The 15651-nt window shown below is 73.6% G+C and carries 14 protein-coding genes; 6 read left to right on the top strand and 8 right to left on the bottom strand.

Features of this window, described 5'->3' with window-relative positions; genetic code table 11:
- Window positions 1-446: 446 nt before the first annotated feature.
- Window positions 447-1397 carry an S-methyl-5-thioribose-1-phosphate isomerase gene (gene mtnA / locus ABZS51_RS31915; RefSeq protein WP_355448777.1) on the bottom strand — a complete coding sequence of 317 codons (951 nt, stop codon included), beginning with the start codon at window positions 1395-1397 and terminating at the stop codon, window positions 447-449.
- Between the two features lie 68 nt (window positions 1398-1465).
- A complete protein-coding gene (locus tag ABZS51_RS31910; protein WP_355448774.1) occupies window positions 1466-3319 on the bottom strand; it encodes a potassium transporter TrkA in 1854 nt (617 codons plus the stop codon).
- Window positions 3320-3555: 236 nt separating this feature from the next.
- On the opposite strand from ABZS51_RS31910, the gene ABZS51_RS31905 reads away from it, so the two are divergent.
- From ABZS51_RS31905 to ABZS51_RS31885, 5 genes are all read left to right on the top strand, one after another.
- Window positions 3556-4665: a DUF5925 domain-containing protein gene (locus ABZS51_RS31905; protein ID WP_355448771.1), complete on the top strand. Its 1110-nt coding sequence runs from the start codon at window positions 3556-3558 to the stop codon at window positions 4663-4665.
- A 70-nt stretch (window positions 4666-4735) separates the two neighbouring features.
- Complete coding sequence (locus ABZS51_RS31900; protein WP_355448768.1) at window positions 4736-5812, top strand: C39 family peptidase; 1077 nt, start codon at window positions 4736-4738, stop codon at window positions 5810-5812.
- A gap of 4 nt (window positions 5813-5816) precedes the next feature.
- A complete protein-coding gene (locus ABZS51_RS31895; RefSeq protein WP_355448765.1) occupies window positions 5817-7673 on the top strand; it encodes a prolyl oligopeptidase family serine peptidase in 1857 nt (618 codons plus the stop codon).
- The gene (locus ABZS51_RS31890; protein ID WP_355448762.1) at window positions 7670-8932 is read left to right on the top strand and encodes a M20/M25/M40 family metallo-hydrolase; all 1263 of its coding nucleotides are present in this window, start codon (window positions 7670-7672) and stop codon (window positions 8930-8932) included. The genes ABZS51_RS31895 and ABZS51_RS31890 overlap by 4 nt, the downstream gene beginning before the upstream one ends.
- 108 nt (window positions 8933-9040) lie before the next feature.
- Window positions 9041-9643 (top strand): TIGR03086 family metal-binding protein, encoded by a 603-nt coding sequence (locus ABZS51_RS31885; protein ID WP_355448759.1) that lies wholly within the window; start codon window positions 9041-9043, stop codon window positions 9641-9643.
- An 87-nt stretch (window positions 9644-9730) separates the two neighbouring features.
- Here ABZS51_RS31885 and ABZS51_RS31880 read toward each other — a convergent pair whose 3' ends face one another.
- The 5 genes from ABZS51_RS31880 to ABZS51_RS31860 all read right to left on the bottom strand — a co-directional run bounded on the left by ABZS51_RS31880 (window position 9731) and on the right by ABZS51_RS31860 (window position 13825).
- Window positions 9731-10225: a GNAT family N-acetyltransferase gene (locus ABZS51_RS31880; protein ID WP_355448756.1), complete on the bottom strand. Its 495-nt coding sequence runs from the start codon at window positions 10223-10225 to the stop codon at window positions 9731-9733.
- A 75-nt stretch (window positions 10226-10300) separates the two neighbouring features.
- Entirely contained in the window at window positions 10301-11023 is a 723-nt protein-coding gene (locus ABZS51_RS31875) for a hypothetical protein (RefSeq protein WP_355448753.1), read from the bottom strand.
- Between the two features lie 144 nt (window positions 11024-11167).
- Window positions 11168-11764, bottom strand: a complete 597-nt coding sequence (locus ABZS51_RS31870) for a hypothetical protein (RefSeq protein ID WP_355448750.1) — start codon at window positions 11762-11764, stop codon at window positions 11168-11170.
- Window positions 11765-11865: 101 nt separating this feature from the next.
- Window positions 11866-12717 (bottom strand): response regulator, encoded by an 852-nt coding sequence (locus ABZS51_RS31865; RefSeq protein WP_355448747.1) that lies wholly within the window; start codon window positions 12715-12717, stop codon window positions 11866-11868.
- A complete protein-coding gene (locus ABZS51_RS31860) occupies window positions 12707-13825 on the bottom strand; it encodes an ATP-binding protein (protein ID WP_355448744.1) in 1119 nt (372 codons plus the stop codon). The genes ABZS51_RS31865 and ABZS51_RS31860 overlap by 11 nt, the downstream gene beginning before the upstream one ends.
- A gap of 284 nt (window positions 13826-14109) precedes the next feature.
- On the opposite strand from ABZS51_RS31860, the gene ABZS51_RS31855 reads away from it, so the two are divergent.
- The gene (locus ABZS51_RS31855; protein ID WP_355448741.1) at window positions 14110-14970 is read left to right on the top strand and encodes a glycerophosphodiester phosphodiesterase family protein; all 861 of its coding nucleotides are present in this window, start codon (window positions 14110-14112) and stop codon (window positions 14968-14970) included.
- 35 nt (window positions 14971-15005) lie between these two features.
- Here ABZS51_RS31855 and ABZS51_RS31850 read toward each other — a convergent pair whose 3' ends face one another.
- Complete coding sequence (locus ABZS51_RS31850) at window positions 15006-15593, bottom strand: hypothetical protein (protein WP_355448738.1); 588 nt, start codon at window positions 15591-15593, stop codon at window positions 15006-15008.
- Between the last annotated feature and the right edge of the window lie 58 nt (window positions 15594-15651).

The following is a 15651-nucleotide window of genomic DNA, read 5'->3' as shown; positions in this document are numbered from 1 at the left end:
GGCTGGGCAGGAAAGACACACACCTCCAGCACGGGCTGCCACTCCGAGGCACCATGTTCATGGTTCAGAGTGAGTGCGACATCTCCAACCCGCAGATCCCGGTACGATTTCCATCCTTGCTGCGTGAGGATCTCTGTCTCCTCATCCACGCAATAACCGATGTCCAGCCAACCGTTCCCGTCCATGTGGGAGCCCTGGATGGACTGCACGAGCGACACACAGCCGGCGTGGTCGTCCACGATGCCGGGCTGCACCAGTCCGCCCGTGTAGTGGACCTTGACTCCTCTTGTGGAGCCCAACTGGGTATAGGCACCGCGGGGCGCTCTGGCGCCCCAATCACGCCGTAGTACGAGGTCAATGGCCACGTCTACTCTCCGGGGATCGAAACGGACCACCGAGCGTAACGTGTCCTATCCGCGCAGGAACGCCTTTCCCGAAATTTCGCTTTATGGACGGATCACTCGCTTGTCGGTGACGATGGCGGTGATCAGGTCGTGCGGGGTCACGTCGAACGCGGGGTTGACCGCGTCCGTGCCTTCCGGCGCCAGCCGCATCCCCCGGACCGTGACGATCTCCTCGGCGCCCCTGTCCTCGATCTCGATCCCGTCGCCCGTGAGAGTGGCGAAGTCGATCGTCGTCTCGGGCGCCACCACGACGAACGGCACCCCGGCCCGCGCCGCGCCGAGCGCCAGGGCGTACGTGCCGATCTTGTTGGCGGTGTCGCCGTTGGCGGCGATGCGGTCCGCGCCGACGAGCACCGCGTCCACGCCGCCCCTCGCCAGCAGGTACGGGCCCGCGCCGTCGGCGACCAGCCGGTGCGGCGCGCCCATGCGGGCCAGCTCCCACGCGGTGAGCCGGGCGCCCTGGAGCAGCGGGCGGGTCTCCAGTGCCAGCACCTCGGCCAGCCGGCCGCGTTCGAGCAGCGTCTGTGCGACGCCGAGCGCCGTGCCCCGCTCCACGGCCGCGAGGCCGCCGGCGTTGCACACCGTCATGATGCGCAGCCCGCCGCCGGGACGGCCCTCGGTGAGCAGGTCGGCTCCCCGCTCCCCCATGGCCAGGCAGGCCGCGATGTCCTCGTCGCGGATGCGCAGGGCGGTCTCCAGGACCGCCTCGCGGCCCTTCGGCAGCCAGGCGGCGGCCTGGTCCACACCCCAGGCGAGGTTGACGGCCGTGGGCCGGGCGGCCCGCAGCCTGGCGATGGCGTCGCGGTCCCCGCCCGCCAGGACGACGCCGAGCGCTCCGGCGACGCCCAGCGCGGGCGCCCCGCGCACGGCCAGCCGCCGGATCGCGTCGATCAGCCGGTCGACGGTGGTGATCCTGACCATGACGCACTCGTCGGGCAGCCGCGTCTGATCGACCAGCTCGACCGCCCCGTCCACCCAGTCAATGGTCCGCACTCTCCGCACGCTAACCGACTACGGTCGATTCGCCACCATTCCGGGATCAAACGGCTCGGATCGGGTGGTCAGTGTTCGGCGAGGACGATGACCGAGTCGCCGTCCGCGAGCACGAGAGCCTGCGACTTCGGCGGGTTGAGGACGATGCCGTAGTGCGGCGGCGTGTTGCGCTCGCCCGCGTCCCGGTAGCCGATCGCCGTCTCCCCGCGCCGCCGCGCCGCCTCGATGATCGTCGAGAACGTCACCTCGGTGCCCGTCTTCACGTAGTCGCCCGCCGGCCGGGGGTAGATCTCCGAGCCGTGCGAGTCGAACAGGTAGCTGAAGACGTCCGCCAGGTGCCGGTTCTCGGCGAGCTGGGCGAGGAGCAGGCCGATGACCGTGTCGCTGATGACGATGTCGTCGGCCTCGGTGACCTCGGCGAGGACGCGGTTGCTCTCGTCGTGCATCTCGCTGACGATCGAGTAGTGCTCGCCCCGCGCGGTCTGCATGTCGCGCAGCTGCAGCAGCGTCATGAGGGTGCGGGTGTCGGCGTGGTGGGGGTCGAAGCGGTCGTCCGACAGGACGATGACGTGCTGGAACAGGCCGAGGCCGAGCGCCTCCAGCTGGTAGCGGTCGGTGGTGTCGCACTCCTTGACGTTGACCGTGAGGTTGGCCAGGCCGTCCAGGCCCGCCCCGGCCTTGGGGTGGTCGGCGGCCACCTCCAGGGCCGAGCCGGGAGCGACGTAGCCGTCGAGGTAGCGGACGATGTGCTCGGCCCGGCCGTTCCAGTTGAGCACCAGCGTGCGCTCGGGTTCGGGCGCGGTCGGCGGGGCGCAGACGACGGCCTCCTCGTCGACGACGGGCTCGCCGGTGGCCAGGCGGACGTGGGAGTCGTCGTGGGCGATGACGACGACCTGGTCGTCGCCGCCGATGACGGTGTCCGGCGGCGGGTTGAGCACGACGCCCGATCGCCCGCGCAGGCCGAGGACGCTGGCCGTCTCGTAGGCGTGCAGCGCCTCGCCGTAGGTCCGCCCGGCCAGCTCGGCGCCGGAGCGCAGGTAGATCTCCCCGCCGTCGAAGTTGAGCAGGTCCATGCAGACGACGGACATGCCGGACTGGCGCGAGGACTGGACGATGAGCCGGGAGGCGGTGTCGTCGGCGTCGACGAGGTGGACCTCTCCCCCGCCGGCCAGGCGGGCGGCGGGGATGTTGCCGGAGGCGGCGACGGCGGCCACGACCGGCGGGTGCGCCCCGGCCCGCTTGGCCAGCGCGAGCAGGATCTTGATGACGTGGGCGTCGGGGTCCTCGCCGTCGGGCGAGAGCACGACGACGGAGCGGGCGCTCTGGAGGTTCATGAGCGCGAGGTCGCGCGGCTCGGTGGGCCGCCCGGTGCGGCAGACCAGCCGGGTGCGCCCGAGCTCGACGTGCTCGCGGATCTCCTCCTCCATGTCGAGCTTGTCGCGGTCGGCGAGGACGGCGATGACGGAGCCCGGCTGGCTGGCGTGCGCCTTGACCAGCTCGCCCACGATCGTGAACACCTGGTCCGACCAGCCGAGCACGACCGTGTGGCCCTTCTCGACGATGCGCGAGCGCCCCCGGCGCAGGCGGTCGACCTTCAGCTTGAGGCCGTTGGACAGCAGGCCGACGAGCATGCTGACGACGAACAGCCCGCCGAGGGAGCCCGCGAACATGACGGTCATGTACGCCGTGGAGCCCTTGTCGCCGGCGACCTTGCCGGGGTTGAGGGCGTGCATGAGCGCGACCCACAGCACCTCGCCGGCTCCGCCGACGCCCTCGGGCTCGTGGGGGGCCAGCCAGAGCGTCAGGCCCGCGACCGCCACGACCAGGGCCACGGACAGGACGGCCAGCAGGCCGACGAGCGAGGCGGTCCCCCGGGACATCGTGTTGTCGAACCAGTAACGCGCACGCTCGCGGAACGTCACCCCTGCCACCCCGGTTTACCTCCACCATTCGCACACGTGACCGACACAACACCGACGCAACAAGGTACCGGTGGATCGGCCCGTCCGCAGCGTTACCGGTGACCTGGCGATATGCCCCGCCCCGGTGTCCCCCCCGCTCCGGGGCCGGGCGCCATGACATATCGGTATGGCTCCGGGATGGCGCCAGATCGCAAAACCCTTCGACAGACCGCCACCCTGAGTGGATCATTATCCTCATGTCCGTGATGAAGGAGGTGCCGTTCCCGAGCCCGGAGTCGCCAGACCTCCCGATGAACATCTGGATCGACGACGCCGACTCCGCGATCGACGTCATCGACGCGCTGGCGCTGTCGCCGTTCGCGACCGGCGTGCAGCCCTGGTCGCGCCTGGCCAACCTGGAGCGGGTGCGCCCCGACGCCACGCTGAGCCCGGCCGAGGGCCGGCTCGTGCGCACCGCGCAGGTCCAGGACGGCTCGGAGTCGCGCCTGATCTGCGGTGAGGGCTGGACGTTGCGGATCGTACGGCACCGCAACCGCACCGCGACCGTGAGCGTCACCGCCGTCACCGAGGAGCTGGCCCGGTCGGTGCTCAAGGAGAGCACGGACGGCGCCGTGGAGCCGGAGCCGGAGACCGACCACGTCGACATGGGCTTCTGGTGGCGCGGCATGCACGGCGGGACGCGCTCCGAGAAGCCGATCACGGCCCAGCCGTGGGAGGAGATCAGCGGCAACTACTCCGCGCAGGTCCGCCGCTCCCTCGACGCGCTGATGACGGTCACCCCGGCGGACGTGCACGGCCGGCTCATCCTCATGCACGGCCCGCCCGGCACCGGCAAGACGACGCTGCTGCGCTCGCTGGCCAAGCAGTGGCGCGAGTGGTGCCAGGTCGACTGCGTGCTGGATCCGGAGCGGCTGTTCAACGACCCCGGCTACCTCATGGAGGTCGCCGTCGGCTACGACACGGACGAGGACCGGCACCGCTGGCGGCTGCTCGTGCTGGAGGACTGCGACGAGCTGATCAGCTCGGCGGCCAAGTCGCAGACCGGGCAGGGCCTGTCGCGGCTGCTCAACCTCACCGACGGGCTGCTCGGCCAGGGCCGGGACGTGCTGGTGGCGATCACCACGAACGAGGACCTGGCCCGCCTGCACCCCGCCGTCGTCCGTCCCGGCCGCTGCCTGGCGCAGCTGGAGGTCGGGCCGCTGACGCGCGACGAGGCGGTCGGCTGGCTCGGCTCCTCCGAGGGGGTCGGCCCGGCGGGGGCGACGCTGGCGGAGCTGTACGCGGCCCGCTCGGGGCGGGCGGTGCCCGTCCACGCCTCGGACGAGTCCACCGGCCTCTACCTCTGACCCTCGCCCCGGCGGCGGTGCGTACGTAAACCATCCGATGCGGGCGACCAGGCCGGGGACCACAATCGGCATGGTGCTCACCGTCGATCCGGCCCGCGTCGCCTTCCGCCGTCTGGCCGTGTCCTTCGGGACCGCGACCGGCGTCCCGGGCGGGCTCCCCCCGTGGACCGGCGACGAGGTGCCGATCGGCTTCCCCGCCACCCAGCTCGTCCCGTCGTGGACCGCGCGCACCCCGCCCGGCTCGTGGGTGGAAATCGAGCTGCGGGCCAGGACGGCGGCCGGGGCTCTCACCAAGTGGTACGTGATGGGCCGCTGGTCCGAGCACGGCGACCCGCGCACCTCCGTGCCCGGCCAGGGCGACGACGACGGTGACGTGGCTGTCGACACGTTCGTGGCGCGGCGGCCGGTGACGGCGTTCCAGGTGCGGGTGACGCCCTGCGGCCCCGGCGTCCGGATGGGCTCGCTCGGGGTGATGGCCTCGGCCGTGCCGCCGTTCCCGGTCGTCGCCACGTACGAGCCGGGCCGGGACGGGGCGGCCGCCGTCGAGCTCGCGGTCCCCCGCCACTCCCAGCACGAGCACGCCGGCCACCACCCGCACATCGACGGCGGCGGCGCCAACTGGTGCGGCCCGGCCGCGGTGGCGATGGTGCTCGGCTACTGGGGGCTCGGCCCGGCGCCCGAGGAGCTGGCCTGGGTGGGCGCGGGCGACCCGTCGCCGCTGGTGGACCACGCGGCCCGTGACACCTACGACTCCAGCTACCAGGGCACCGGGAACTGGCCGTTCAACGTGGCCTACGCCGGCCGGTTCGGGCTGTCGGGGTTCGTCACGCGGCTGCGCTCGGCGGCCGAGCTGGAGGCGTTCGTCCGGGCCGGGATCCCGGTGGTCACCTCGCAGTCGTTCAAGGCGCACGAGCTGCCCGGCTCCGGCTACTCGACGGACGGGCACATCATGGTCGTCACCGGCTTCACCGCCGGGGGCGACGTCGTCGTCAACGACCCGGCGGCGCCGAGCGACGCCGACGTGCGCCGGGTCTATCCGCGGGCCGCGTTCGAGAACGTGTGGCTGCGGGGCTCGGGCAGCGGGGGCATCGTCTACGTGCTCCATCCGCCCGGCCATCCTCTTCCTCCCTCCGATGGCAACTGGTGAGTCCATGAGCATTCGACCGATCGACGTGGCCCGTACCGACGGCGGCCCCCTGTGGGTGGAGGCCGTCGCCACGCCCGCCGGGGTGGAGGTGTGGTGGGACGAGCCGCGCCCGCACGAGGGCGGCCGGCGGTGCGTGGTGCGGCGCCTGCCGGACGGGTCGCGCGTGGACGCGCTCCCGGCCGGCTGGAACGCCCGCAACCGCGTCATCGAGTACGGCGGCCGGTCCTGGCGGCCGCTGCCGGGCGGCGGGCTGGTGTTCACGAACTGGGCGGACCAGCGCCTGTACCGGCTCGACGGCGACGGCGAGCCGGTGGCGCTGACGCCGGAGGGCCCGGCCCGCTACGCCGACCTCTACCTGGCGCCGGGACGCGACGAGGTGTGGGCGGTGCGCGAGATTGGCACGACGCGCGACCTCGTCGCCGTGCCGCTGGCCGGCGGGCCGGTGCGGGTGATCGTGCGGGCGCAGCACTTCCTCATGTGCCCGCGCCTGTCGCCCGGCGGCGGCCACGTGTCCTGGATCGGCTGGGACCACCCGAACATGCCGTGGGACGGCACGGAGCTGTGCGTGGCGCCGCTCGGCCCCGACGGGACCGCCGGGCCGCGCGCGGTGGTCGCGGGCGGCCCGGCCGAGTCGGTCGTGCAGGCGGAGTGGCGCGACGAGGATTCTCTGTACGCCGTCACCGACGCGACCGGCTGGTGGAACCTCCACCTGGTGGGCCGCGAGGGCGGGCCGGCGCGCAACCTCACGCCGCGCGAGGAGGAGTTCGGCGACGCGCCGTGGAAGCCGGGCGCGTCCTGGTTCGCGGTCGCCGACTCCGGGCTGGTGGTGGTGCACGGCACGGCGGACCGCCTGTTCCTGTCGGTGCTGGACCCCGCGACCGGGGAGCTGCGGGACGTGGGCGGCGAGGCGACGTACTGGGCCTCGACGGTGTCGGCGGCCGGCGGCAAGGCCGTGGGCGTGTCGGCCACGCCGTACACGCCGCGGGAGGTGACGCTCGTGGACCTGGCGAGCGGCGCGCGCGAGGTGGTGTCGGCGCCCAAGCCGCTGCCCGAGCGGGCGCTGCTGCCCGGCCCGGAGGCGTTGACGATCGAGGGCGTCCACGCGCACGTCTACCCGCCCGCGGGGGCGCCCGGGCCCGCCCCGTACGTCATCTTCGTGCACGGCGGGCCGACCGGCACCCGCCCGATGGTGCTCGACCTGGAGATCGCCTACTTCACCAGCCGGGGCATCGGCGTGGCCGAGGTCAACTACGGCGGCTCCACCGGCTACGGCCGGGCCTACCGGGAGCGGCTGCGCCACCAGTGGGGCGTGGTCGACGTCGAGGACTGCGCCAAGGTGGCGCGCGGCCTGGTCGAGCTGGGCAGGGCCGACGCCGCGCGGATCGCGATCCGGGGCGGCAGCGCGGGCGGCTGGACCACGGTCGCGGCGCTGGTGCACAGTGACGTGTTCGCGGGCGGCGTCGCCCACTACGCGATCACCGACCCGGAGAGCTGGGCCGCCGAGACGCACGACTTCGAGTCGCGCTACCTGGACGGGCTCATCGGGCCGCTGCCCGAGACCCGGCAGCGCTACACCGACCGCTCGCCGCTGCTGCGCGCCGCGCACGCGTCCGGCCCGTGCCTCATGCTGCACGGGCTGGAGGACGCGATCGTGGACGTGAGCCAGGCCGAGCGGTTCACGGCCGAGCTGGACAGGCACGGCAGGCGGTGGGCGCTGCTGACCTACCCCGGCGAGCAGCACGGCTGGCGCCGGGAGGAGACCATCGTCTCCGCGCTGGAGGCCGAGCTGGCGTTCTACGGGCTGATCTTCGGGTTCGAGACGCCCGAGGTGCCGCCGCTGAAACTGGAAGGAAGAGCGTGAAGAGCGTTGCCGAGATCTGCTCGGACCTGATCAGGTTCGACACCACCAACCCGGGCTCGGGCGAGCGGCCGGCGGCCGAGTACGTGGCCACGTTGCTGGCCGACGCGGGCCTGGAGCCGGAGGTGTTCGAGTCGGCGCCGCGCCGCACGACCGTCGTCGCCCGCCTGGAAGGCGCCTCGCCCGACGCGCTGCTCGTGCACGGCCACCTGGACGTGGTCCCGGCCGATCCGGCGGAGTGGCGCATGCACCCGTTCTCCGGCGAGATCGTCGACGACTGCGTGTACGGCCGGGGCGCGGTCGACATGAAGGGCTCGTGCGCGATGACGCTCGCGACCGTGCTCGGCATGCGGGCGCGCGGGGAGCGGCCGAGGCGCGACGTCGTGCTGGCGTTCCTCGCCGACGAGGAGGCGACCGGCGACTACGGCTCGCGGCACGCGGTCACCGAGCACCGTGACCTGTTCGACGGGGTCACGCAGGCGATCAGCGAGTCGGGCGGCTTCAGCGTCGCCTCGGGCGAGCACCGGGTCTACCCGGTGGCGGTGGGCGAGCGCGGCACGGCCTGGATGAGGCTGACCGCGCACGGCGTGGCGGGCCACGGCTCGCGGCCCGCCGTGGACAACCCCGTCGCCGCGCTCGTCCACGCCCTGTCCCGCGTCGCCTCCCACCAGTGGCCGGTACGGCTCACGCCGTCGGTGGCGGCGCTCATCCAGGAGCTGTCGGAGATCACCGGGCAGCCCGTGGACCTGGACCGGCTGGATGAGGAGGCGGCCCGGCTCGGCGCTCTCGGCACCCTGTTCAAGGGGCAGATCCGCAACTCCGCCAACCCGACCATGCTGGACGCGGGCTACAAGGTCAACGTGGTGCCGTCCACGGCCCAGGCGCACGTGGACGGGCGCTACCTGCCGGGGCTGCAGGAGGAGTTCCTGGCCACGATCGACGAGCTGCTCGGGCCGAAGATCACCCGGGAGTTCGTGAACCTGGAGGACGCGCCGGCCGCGTCGTACCCGTCGCCGTTCTTCGACGAGCTGGCGGGGGCGCTGGTGGCCGAGGACCCGATGGCGCGGCCGGTGCCGTACGTGATGAGCGGCGGCACGGACGCCAAGTCGTTCGCCCGGCTCGGCATCGAGGGCTACGGGTTCGCGCCGCTGATGCTGCGGCCGGACCTGGACTACTTCGGCATGTTCCACGGCAAGGACGAGCGGGTGCCGGTCGAGGGGCTGGAGTTCGGCACGCGCGTCCTCACCCGCCTGCTCACCTGAGTCCGGCCGTGCCGCGACAGGTCCTTGGAACGGTTCGCCACAACAGTGGAACAAAGCATTCCGTTCTGATATGATGATGACATCACCGAAACGGAAGGGCTGCGGAACATGAGCGAGATCGTGAACACCGGCTGGGACGTGCTGGACCTCTCCCACGAGGCGCTGCGCCGGGTCGTGCGCGGGGTCCCCGCGGACGCGTGGCACCTGCCCACCCCGTGCGCGAAGTGGGACGTGACCCAGGTGCTCCAGCACGCCGCCGGCGACCAGGTGGGCTTCGCGGCGTTCCTCACCGGCGAGCCGGGCCCCGCCGAGGACCCGTTCGCGCCCTCGGGCACCCTGGCCGAGGACCCGGAGGCGTACACGGAGTCGGCCCTGGGACGCTCGGCCGCGGCCTGGGCCGGCGTGGACCGCGACGCCGAGCAGGTGCCCGTGCCGGTCCCGCCGAACGCGATGGAGCCGTCGCTCGGGGCGGGCGCCTGCGCGCTGGACGCCGCCGTGCACGCGTGGGACATCGCCGTCGCGACCGGGCAGCCGTCGCCGCTGACCGCCGGCATGGCGCGGGAGCTGCTGGAGGTGGCCCGGCGGATCGTCGAGCCGCTGCGCGCCTGGGGGGCGTACGCGGCGGTGCTGCCGGCGGCCGAGGGCGACGACGACGTGGCGGCGCTGCTGCGCTACCTGGGCCGCGACCCCCGCTGGGCCCCCGCGGCCTGATCCCCGCCCTGTGCGGACGGCCGTCCCGCCGGCCTCCTGACGGGACCCGGGACGGCGCGGCGCCGTCCCGGCCGCCATGCCGGGGCCCTAGAGCTCGTCCAGCACGAACATGATGTGCTCGTCCTCGCCGTGCAGGACCGTGCCCTCGCGCCGGAACCCGCTCTTCTCCAGCAGCCGCACCGACCCGGTGTTGCCGCTGAAGGGGTCGGCGTACAGGGGACGGGCCTTCTCCTCGCGCAGGAACAGCGCGAGCGCCCGCGTGCCGACGCCTCTCCCCCAGAACGCGCGCCCGAACCAGTAGCCGATGAACCGCCGCTCGCCCTCCCACCAGGCGACGACGTTGCCCGCCACCTCACCGTCCACGACGACCGCCCGGACGAGGACGGTGGGGTCGCCCAGGACCCGCGTCCGCCAGTGGGTCATGAACCTCTCACGCTCCCGCGCCGGAAACCTGGAGCGCCGGGTCGCCTCCGGGTCCCGCTCCTGCTCGAAGAAGACCTCCAGGTCGGCCTCCGTCACGGCCCGCAGGCTCACGTCCACGGCCCTGGGCCCGCTCATGCGGCCGCTCGTGTCATCGCTCATGCCGGCCCAGCGTGCCATCCGCCACCGACAGAAATCACCCCGGCCAGAATCAACCCAGGATCAGCCGGGCCAGGATCAGCCGGGCTCGTGCAGCCCGACCGGGTTGCGCCTCTCCCACAGCTCCAGGGCCTTGCGCAGCTCCCGCTCCACCGCCGGCGAGCGCGTGGCGGCCAGGCCCTCGCCGAGCAGGCGGACCGGGGCGGGCCCGGCGATCCACCGGTCCACCTCCGCGTACCACGCGCGCTCGGCCGCCGTCCGGACCGGCCAGTCGCGCATGAGGCCCGCCAGGTGCCGGGCCGCCGCCTCCTCACCGGCCGTCTCCTCCCATACGGCCAGGTACGGCAGCGGGTCCAGCCGGTAACCGTCGCCGATGAGCGCGATCAGCTCCGGGGCGCCGAGCTCGCGGGGGTAGGCGCTCAGGGTCACCTGCCACCACGCGCCGACGGCCGCCACGACGGCCTCCCTCTCGTCGTCCGGCCAGCCGGTCCAGGCCCGCGCCGTCCGCGCGGCCAGGTCCGGCGCGACGAACCAGCCGTCCATCTCCTCGGTGATCAGCAGCTCCAGCAGGCGTGGCAGGTAGTGCTTGAAGTCTGCCTCGTCACCCCACGTCCCGTGGTTCCAGGCGTACGGTTCGAGGACCTCCGCGCCGAGGGAGCGCAGCGGCCCCGTGCGCGCGGCCCGCACCACGTCCGGGGAGACGCAGTGGTCGCAGACGACGGTGTGCTCCGGCAGCGGGTGCCGGGCGAAGGTCTCGTACAGGTGGTCCAGCGCCGTGCGCGCGTGGGGGTCCGTGCTCACCTCACCGGATGGTAGACCGCCCGGCGCCGCGCCACGCGCACAGCGCGCCGGATTCGCGAGATCACTGAACGTGAGAAGTTGGAACGGGGGCGCGGGCGGTCCCCTCCGGCCGTCCGCGCCCGTCCCTCGGCGGGTGCCGCGGGGTCAGCCCTGCACCACGGTGACCTGGGCGTGGATCTGCGACGAGGCGCCCGTCCCGAACCTCGTGCCGTTCACGACCGCGCCGTACCCGGCCCCGCTGGCCCAGTCGAGGGTCATCACCCCGGGACGGGACGAGAAGTCGATGCTCCCGATCAGCTCGGTGAAGGCGCTGCTGCCACCGATGCGCGAGGACCCGTTCGCGGCGAAGCTCACCCGGTTGCCGTCGATCCGGTAGCGGCCCCGCAGCGGGTACAGGTCGGTGCGGACGTCCGTGGTGGTGAAGGCGAAGGTGCCGTTCTCGAAGAACGTCAGGACGGCGTTGGCGACCCGGGCCCGGGCGCGGCTGCTCGGCGCCCCCTTGACCTGCTGGAACCGCAGGATCTGCCCGGCCCGCAGCACCACCACCGCCCTCGCCGCCGCCGATGATGCCGCCGCCGATGCCGCCGCCGACGATGCCGCCCCCGCGTACGCCGTCGCCGGTAACGCCCGCGCGTTCGCCGGGGCCGGCGCGACCGCCGGCACGCCCAGTCCCGCGATCAGCGCCACCCCGGCCAGGATCCGCCGCCCGCCCGGCCCGCGCCTCGCATGCTCCGTGCCCATGTTCCCCTCCGGTCCAGCCGTCGTCACTCTCATGGGTACCGGCCCTTGGAACGGTCCGGTAGCCCCGGAAAGCCGGGTATTGCCGGCCGCGCCCCGCCGTGCTAAGGAAGGATTCCCAGCTCGTTGGCCCAGCGGATGGCGGCGCTCAGCGGCGCCAGGTTGCGGCTCTCGCCGGGATGGCAGGCCACGTACTTGTCCCGCACGCCCGCCAGCAGGTCCGACAGCCGGTCCTCGCCGACGCCCAGCTCGCGGGCCGACTCGTGGCGGGTCATGCCGAGGTGGCCGACCAGCCGGACCACCTCCCGCTCGCGCCCGGTCAGCCGGTAGCGGCGGTCCCTGCGACGGCGCCGTACGACCTCGAAGACCCTGGCGACCAGCGCGTGCAGCTCGGCCTCGGGCACCCCGGCCCGCAGCGCGGCCTCCACGGCGCTGTCGCCCTGCGCGAACGCCCGCACGACGCTCAGCTCCACAGCGCCCAGCTCGCCGTCGGCGAGCGGGCGGCGGCGGACGTCCTCCAGGATGTAGCCGGCCAGCCGGGCCGAGACGTGGTGGCGGCCCTCGACGACGGCCGCGACCGCCGAGACGAACTCCGCGGGCATGGACGTCTTCTCCACGAACCCCCGCGCCCCCTGCTCGATCGCGTCGAGCACCTGCTCCGGCGTGGCCACCCCGGACATGGCGAGCACCCGGCAGCCGTGGCCGGCCAGGTGCCGGATCGCGCCGCCCCACGACAGACCGGGCAGGAGCCGCAGGTCGCAGATCGCGACGTCCGGGGTGAGCGCCCAGTCGATGTCCTCCACGTCCGTCACCGCGGGCAGGACCGCGAAGCCCGCGTCCAGCAGCCGCAGCGTGATGGACTCCGTGACGGACGGATGGTCGTCCACGATGATCAGCTTGGCGGTGGCCGCGCCCGGGGACGCGCCGGGAGGTCCGCCCGGGGCGCTATCCGGCATGGGCGGCTTCCGGCCAGCGGATCGCGACGCGGGTGCCCGCGCCGGGCTCCGAGGTGACGTCGCAGACGCCCCCGTGCCGCGCGACGGCGGCGAACGTGCGCAGGAACCCGCCGCCCGGCCGCGCCCGCCCCGTCGCGAACCCGCGCCCCCGGTCGCGGATCACCACCTCCAGCCGGTCGGGCCCCGACTCCACGAACAGGTTCACGCGGGCGTCCTCGCCGGCGTGCTTGAGCACGTTCGTGAGCGCCTCGCGGGCCGCCGCGGCGACGGCCTCCCCCACCTCCTCGGGCGGGTCGCCGTCCACGAGGATCACCGACGTCAGCGCGAGCCCCCGCGCGATGTACGTGTCGCAGACCTCCTCCATGAGCTGCTCGAACGGCAGCTCGTCGGCGGCCCGCGGGTCCATGATGAAGCGGCGCGCCCGGTTCGCCCCGAGCCGCGCCTGCCGCGCCAGCCCGGGATCGACGTGCTGGCCGGCGGCGACGTGGTCCACGATGGGCAGCAGGTGGTCGTGGATCTCCCGGTGGGTCAGCTCGCGATGCCGGGTGATCATGTGAAGGCGTTCCTGCTCGGCGAGCAGGCGCTCGGCCCGCCGGGTGGCCTCCTGGGCGCTCTGCGCGGCCCCGGCCAGCGTGCGCAGCTCCCGGCCGATCAGCACCGCGATGCCGTACCAGAGCACGAAACCGAGCAGGTCCGAGACCAGCTTCAGCGCGTAGTGCGGGTAGAGCGCGGCCACCCACGACAGGCACAGCGCCACGAGCCCCGGCACGGCCCGCGCGGCGAACCCCAGCCCGAACCCCATCGCCGCCGGCGCCACCAGGCTGAACGGCAGGAACTCCGTCGTGATCACGTTGCGGTCCGCCGGGAACGCGGCCCGCGTGCCGGCGAGCATGAGCACCACGCAGAACGCGACGTCGCCCCAGACGAGCAGCGGGTCGCGAAGGTCGCCGGAGCGCCAGGCGCGGCGGACGAACCAGGCGGCCTCGGCCGTGGCCGCCGCGGCCGAGACGACGGACAGGGCCGGGTGCTGGAGGTGGTGCCAGCCGAGCAGCGGGATGTAGACGAACGGCGTCGTGCCCGCCCGGGTGTAGGCGATCATCCTGGCCATGCGCGCCTCGGTATGGCGCCTCACGCGCTCCGACACCGCACCCCCTCGCCCAGCCCCTCCTTCCGACATCGCCCTCAGTGCACTGTTGGTTACGGAAGCTGGCCAGGTGAAACCATTTTTCGCACCATGTCATGACGGATCGGGGTGCCTCGCCGGACACGCTCTGGAGACCTGAGCGCCACATCCTCCACTCGACATCTCGGAGACACCCGGAACTCAACAGCAGGTCATGCAGGATTGTCAGGTTCAGAGGCGGAACCGCTCCCCCGGACCCGAGGAGACTCATGAGCCGACGACCCGGTCTCGTCATCGTGACCGCGCTGACCGTCCTGGCCGCCGTCATCCCTCCGCCCGCCGCCTCGGCGGCGGGACCCGCCCCCGTGCCGTCCGTCGTCGCGCACCGCGGTGCCTCCGCGTACGCGCCCGAGAACACCATCGCCGCCTTCGAGCTGGCCGCCGAGCAGGGGGCCGACCTGTTCGAGCTCGACGTCCAGGAGACCCGCGACCACCGGCTCGTCCTCATGCACGACGACACGCTCGCCCGCACCACCGACGCCGAGAAGGTCTTCCCCGGGCGCGCCCCGTGGCCGGTGTCCGGCCTCTCCCTGGCCGAGATCCGCAGGCTGGACGCCGGCTCATGGTTCGACGGCGACTACGCCGACGAGCCGGTTCCCACGCTCGCCGAGACGCTGCGCGCGATGAGCGGCAGCGGGCTCGGGCTGCTGCTGGAGATCAAGGCGCCGCACCTGTACCCCGGCATCGAGTCCCGCGTGGCCGCCGAGCTGCGCCGCGCCCCGGCGTGGCTGGAGCCGGGGCGGCTGGTGGTGCAGTCGTTCGACTGGGACTCGATGCGCAGGTTCCACGCGCTCATGCCGGACGTGCCGATCGGGCTGCTCGGCAAGCCGTCCACGGGGCGGCTCGCCGAGGTGGCGGGGTTCGCCGACGAGGTCAACCCGCCGTACCAGGACGTCACGCCCGAGTACGTGCGGCTCGTCCACGCGCGGGGCATGCGCGTGCTCGCCTGGACCGTGGACGACCCGGCGGTCATGCGCCGGATGCTCGGCCACGGCGTGGACGGCATCATCACCAACCGGCCGGACGTGCTGAGGGACGTGGTCGGCGAGGACCGGCGCCGAGCCGCCTGAGAGTCGGCAAGGCCCGCGGGGAGCACCGGTGACGCTCAGCCGACGCCGAAGGCCGCCAGCGTGGCCCAGGTGGCGGCGACGCCCACCAGGGCTCCCACCGCGACCTGGGCCGCCGTGTGGTGCGCCAGCCGTACGCGGGCCCAGCACACCAGCGCCACGACGGCCGCCCCCGCCAGCGCGGTGGGGACGGCCGGAAGGACGTGGGCCAGCACCACGACCGTGCCCGCCGACACGGCGGCGTGGAAGGAGATCTTCCAGCGCAGCGTGACGGGCACGGTCACGGCCAGGGCGACGAGCATGCCGGCCACGGTGGCCACGAGCAGGGTCGGCGCGCCCAGCGCGATGAGCAGCACGAGCGCGACGAGCACGGCCGCCACCGCCGACAGCAGTGGCCCGGTGCGGCGGGCCCGGTCGACGATGTGGTGCGAGTCCAGCCGCCCGGACCGGACCCCGAGCGCGATCACCAGGGCCGGCACGCCACCGCACAGGACGGAGGCCAGCAGGCCCCACAGGGCGCCGGTCCAGCCCTGGGCGATCAGCCCCACGACGGGAGGCATGGCGATCACCAGCACCTGCGGCGCCAGCAGGTCCGTCACCCTCCGCGCCATCCGGTCGGCCGTCATGCCAGCAAAGATTACGCGATCATGTGGGCCGTGGCCCGCCGGTGCCGGCGGTGTGGGA

Source organism: Nonomuraea sp. NPDC005501 (assembly GCF_040605905.1).
Classification (GTDB): Bacteria; Actinomycetota; Actinomycetes; order Streptosporangiales; family Streptosporangiaceae; genus Nonomuraea.
The sequence above is the reverse complement of the archived record's forward strand: the minus strand, read 5'-3'. Positions and strand labels throughout refer to the sequence as shown.

Excerpts from the sequence above, each read along its gene's own strand:
- ABZS51_RS31905 (WP_355448771.1), top strand. The coding sequence starts at position 3,556 with ATGTCCGTGATGAAGGAGGTGCCGTTCCCGAGCCCGGAGTCGCCAGAC.
- ABZS51_RS31900 (WP_355448768.1), top strand. The coding sequence starts at position 4,736 with ATGGTGCTCACCGTCGATCCGGCCCGCGTCGCCTTCCGCCGTCTGGCC.
- ABZS51_RS31895 (WP_355448765.1), top strand. The coding sequence starts at position 5,817 with ATGAGCATTCGACCGATCGACGTGGCCCGTACCGACGGCGGCCCCCTG.
- ABZS51_RS31885 (WP_355448759.1), top strand. The coding sequence starts at position 9,041 with ATGAGCGAGATCGTGAACACCGGCTGGGACGTGCTGGACCTCTCCCAC.
- ABZS51_RS31880 (WP_355448756.1), bottom strand. The coding sequence starts at position 10,225 with ATGAGCGATGACACGAGCGGCCGCATGAGCGGGCCCAGGGCCGTGGAC.
- ABZS51_RS31870 (WP_355448750.1), bottom strand. The coding sequence starts at position 11,764 with ATGGGCACGGAGCATGCGAGGCGCGGGCCGGGCGGGCGGCGGATCCTG.
- ABZS51_RS31865 (WP_355448747.1), bottom strand. The coding sequence starts at position 12,717 with ATGCCGGATAGCGCCCCGGGCGGACCTCCCGGCGCGTCCCCGGGCGCG.
- ABZS51_RS31860 (WP_355448744.1), bottom strand. The coding sequence starts at position 13,825 with ATGGCCAGGATGATCGCCTACACCCGGGCGGGCACGACGCCGTTCGTC.
- ABZS51_RS31855 (WP_355448741.1), top strand. The coding sequence starts at position 14,110 with ATGAGCCGACGACCCGGTCTCGTCATCGTGACCGCGCTGACCGTCCTG.
- ABZS51_RS31850 (WP_355448738.1), bottom strand. The coding sequence starts at position 15,593 with ATGACGGCCGACCGGATGGCGCGGAGGGTGACGGACCTGCTGGCGCCG.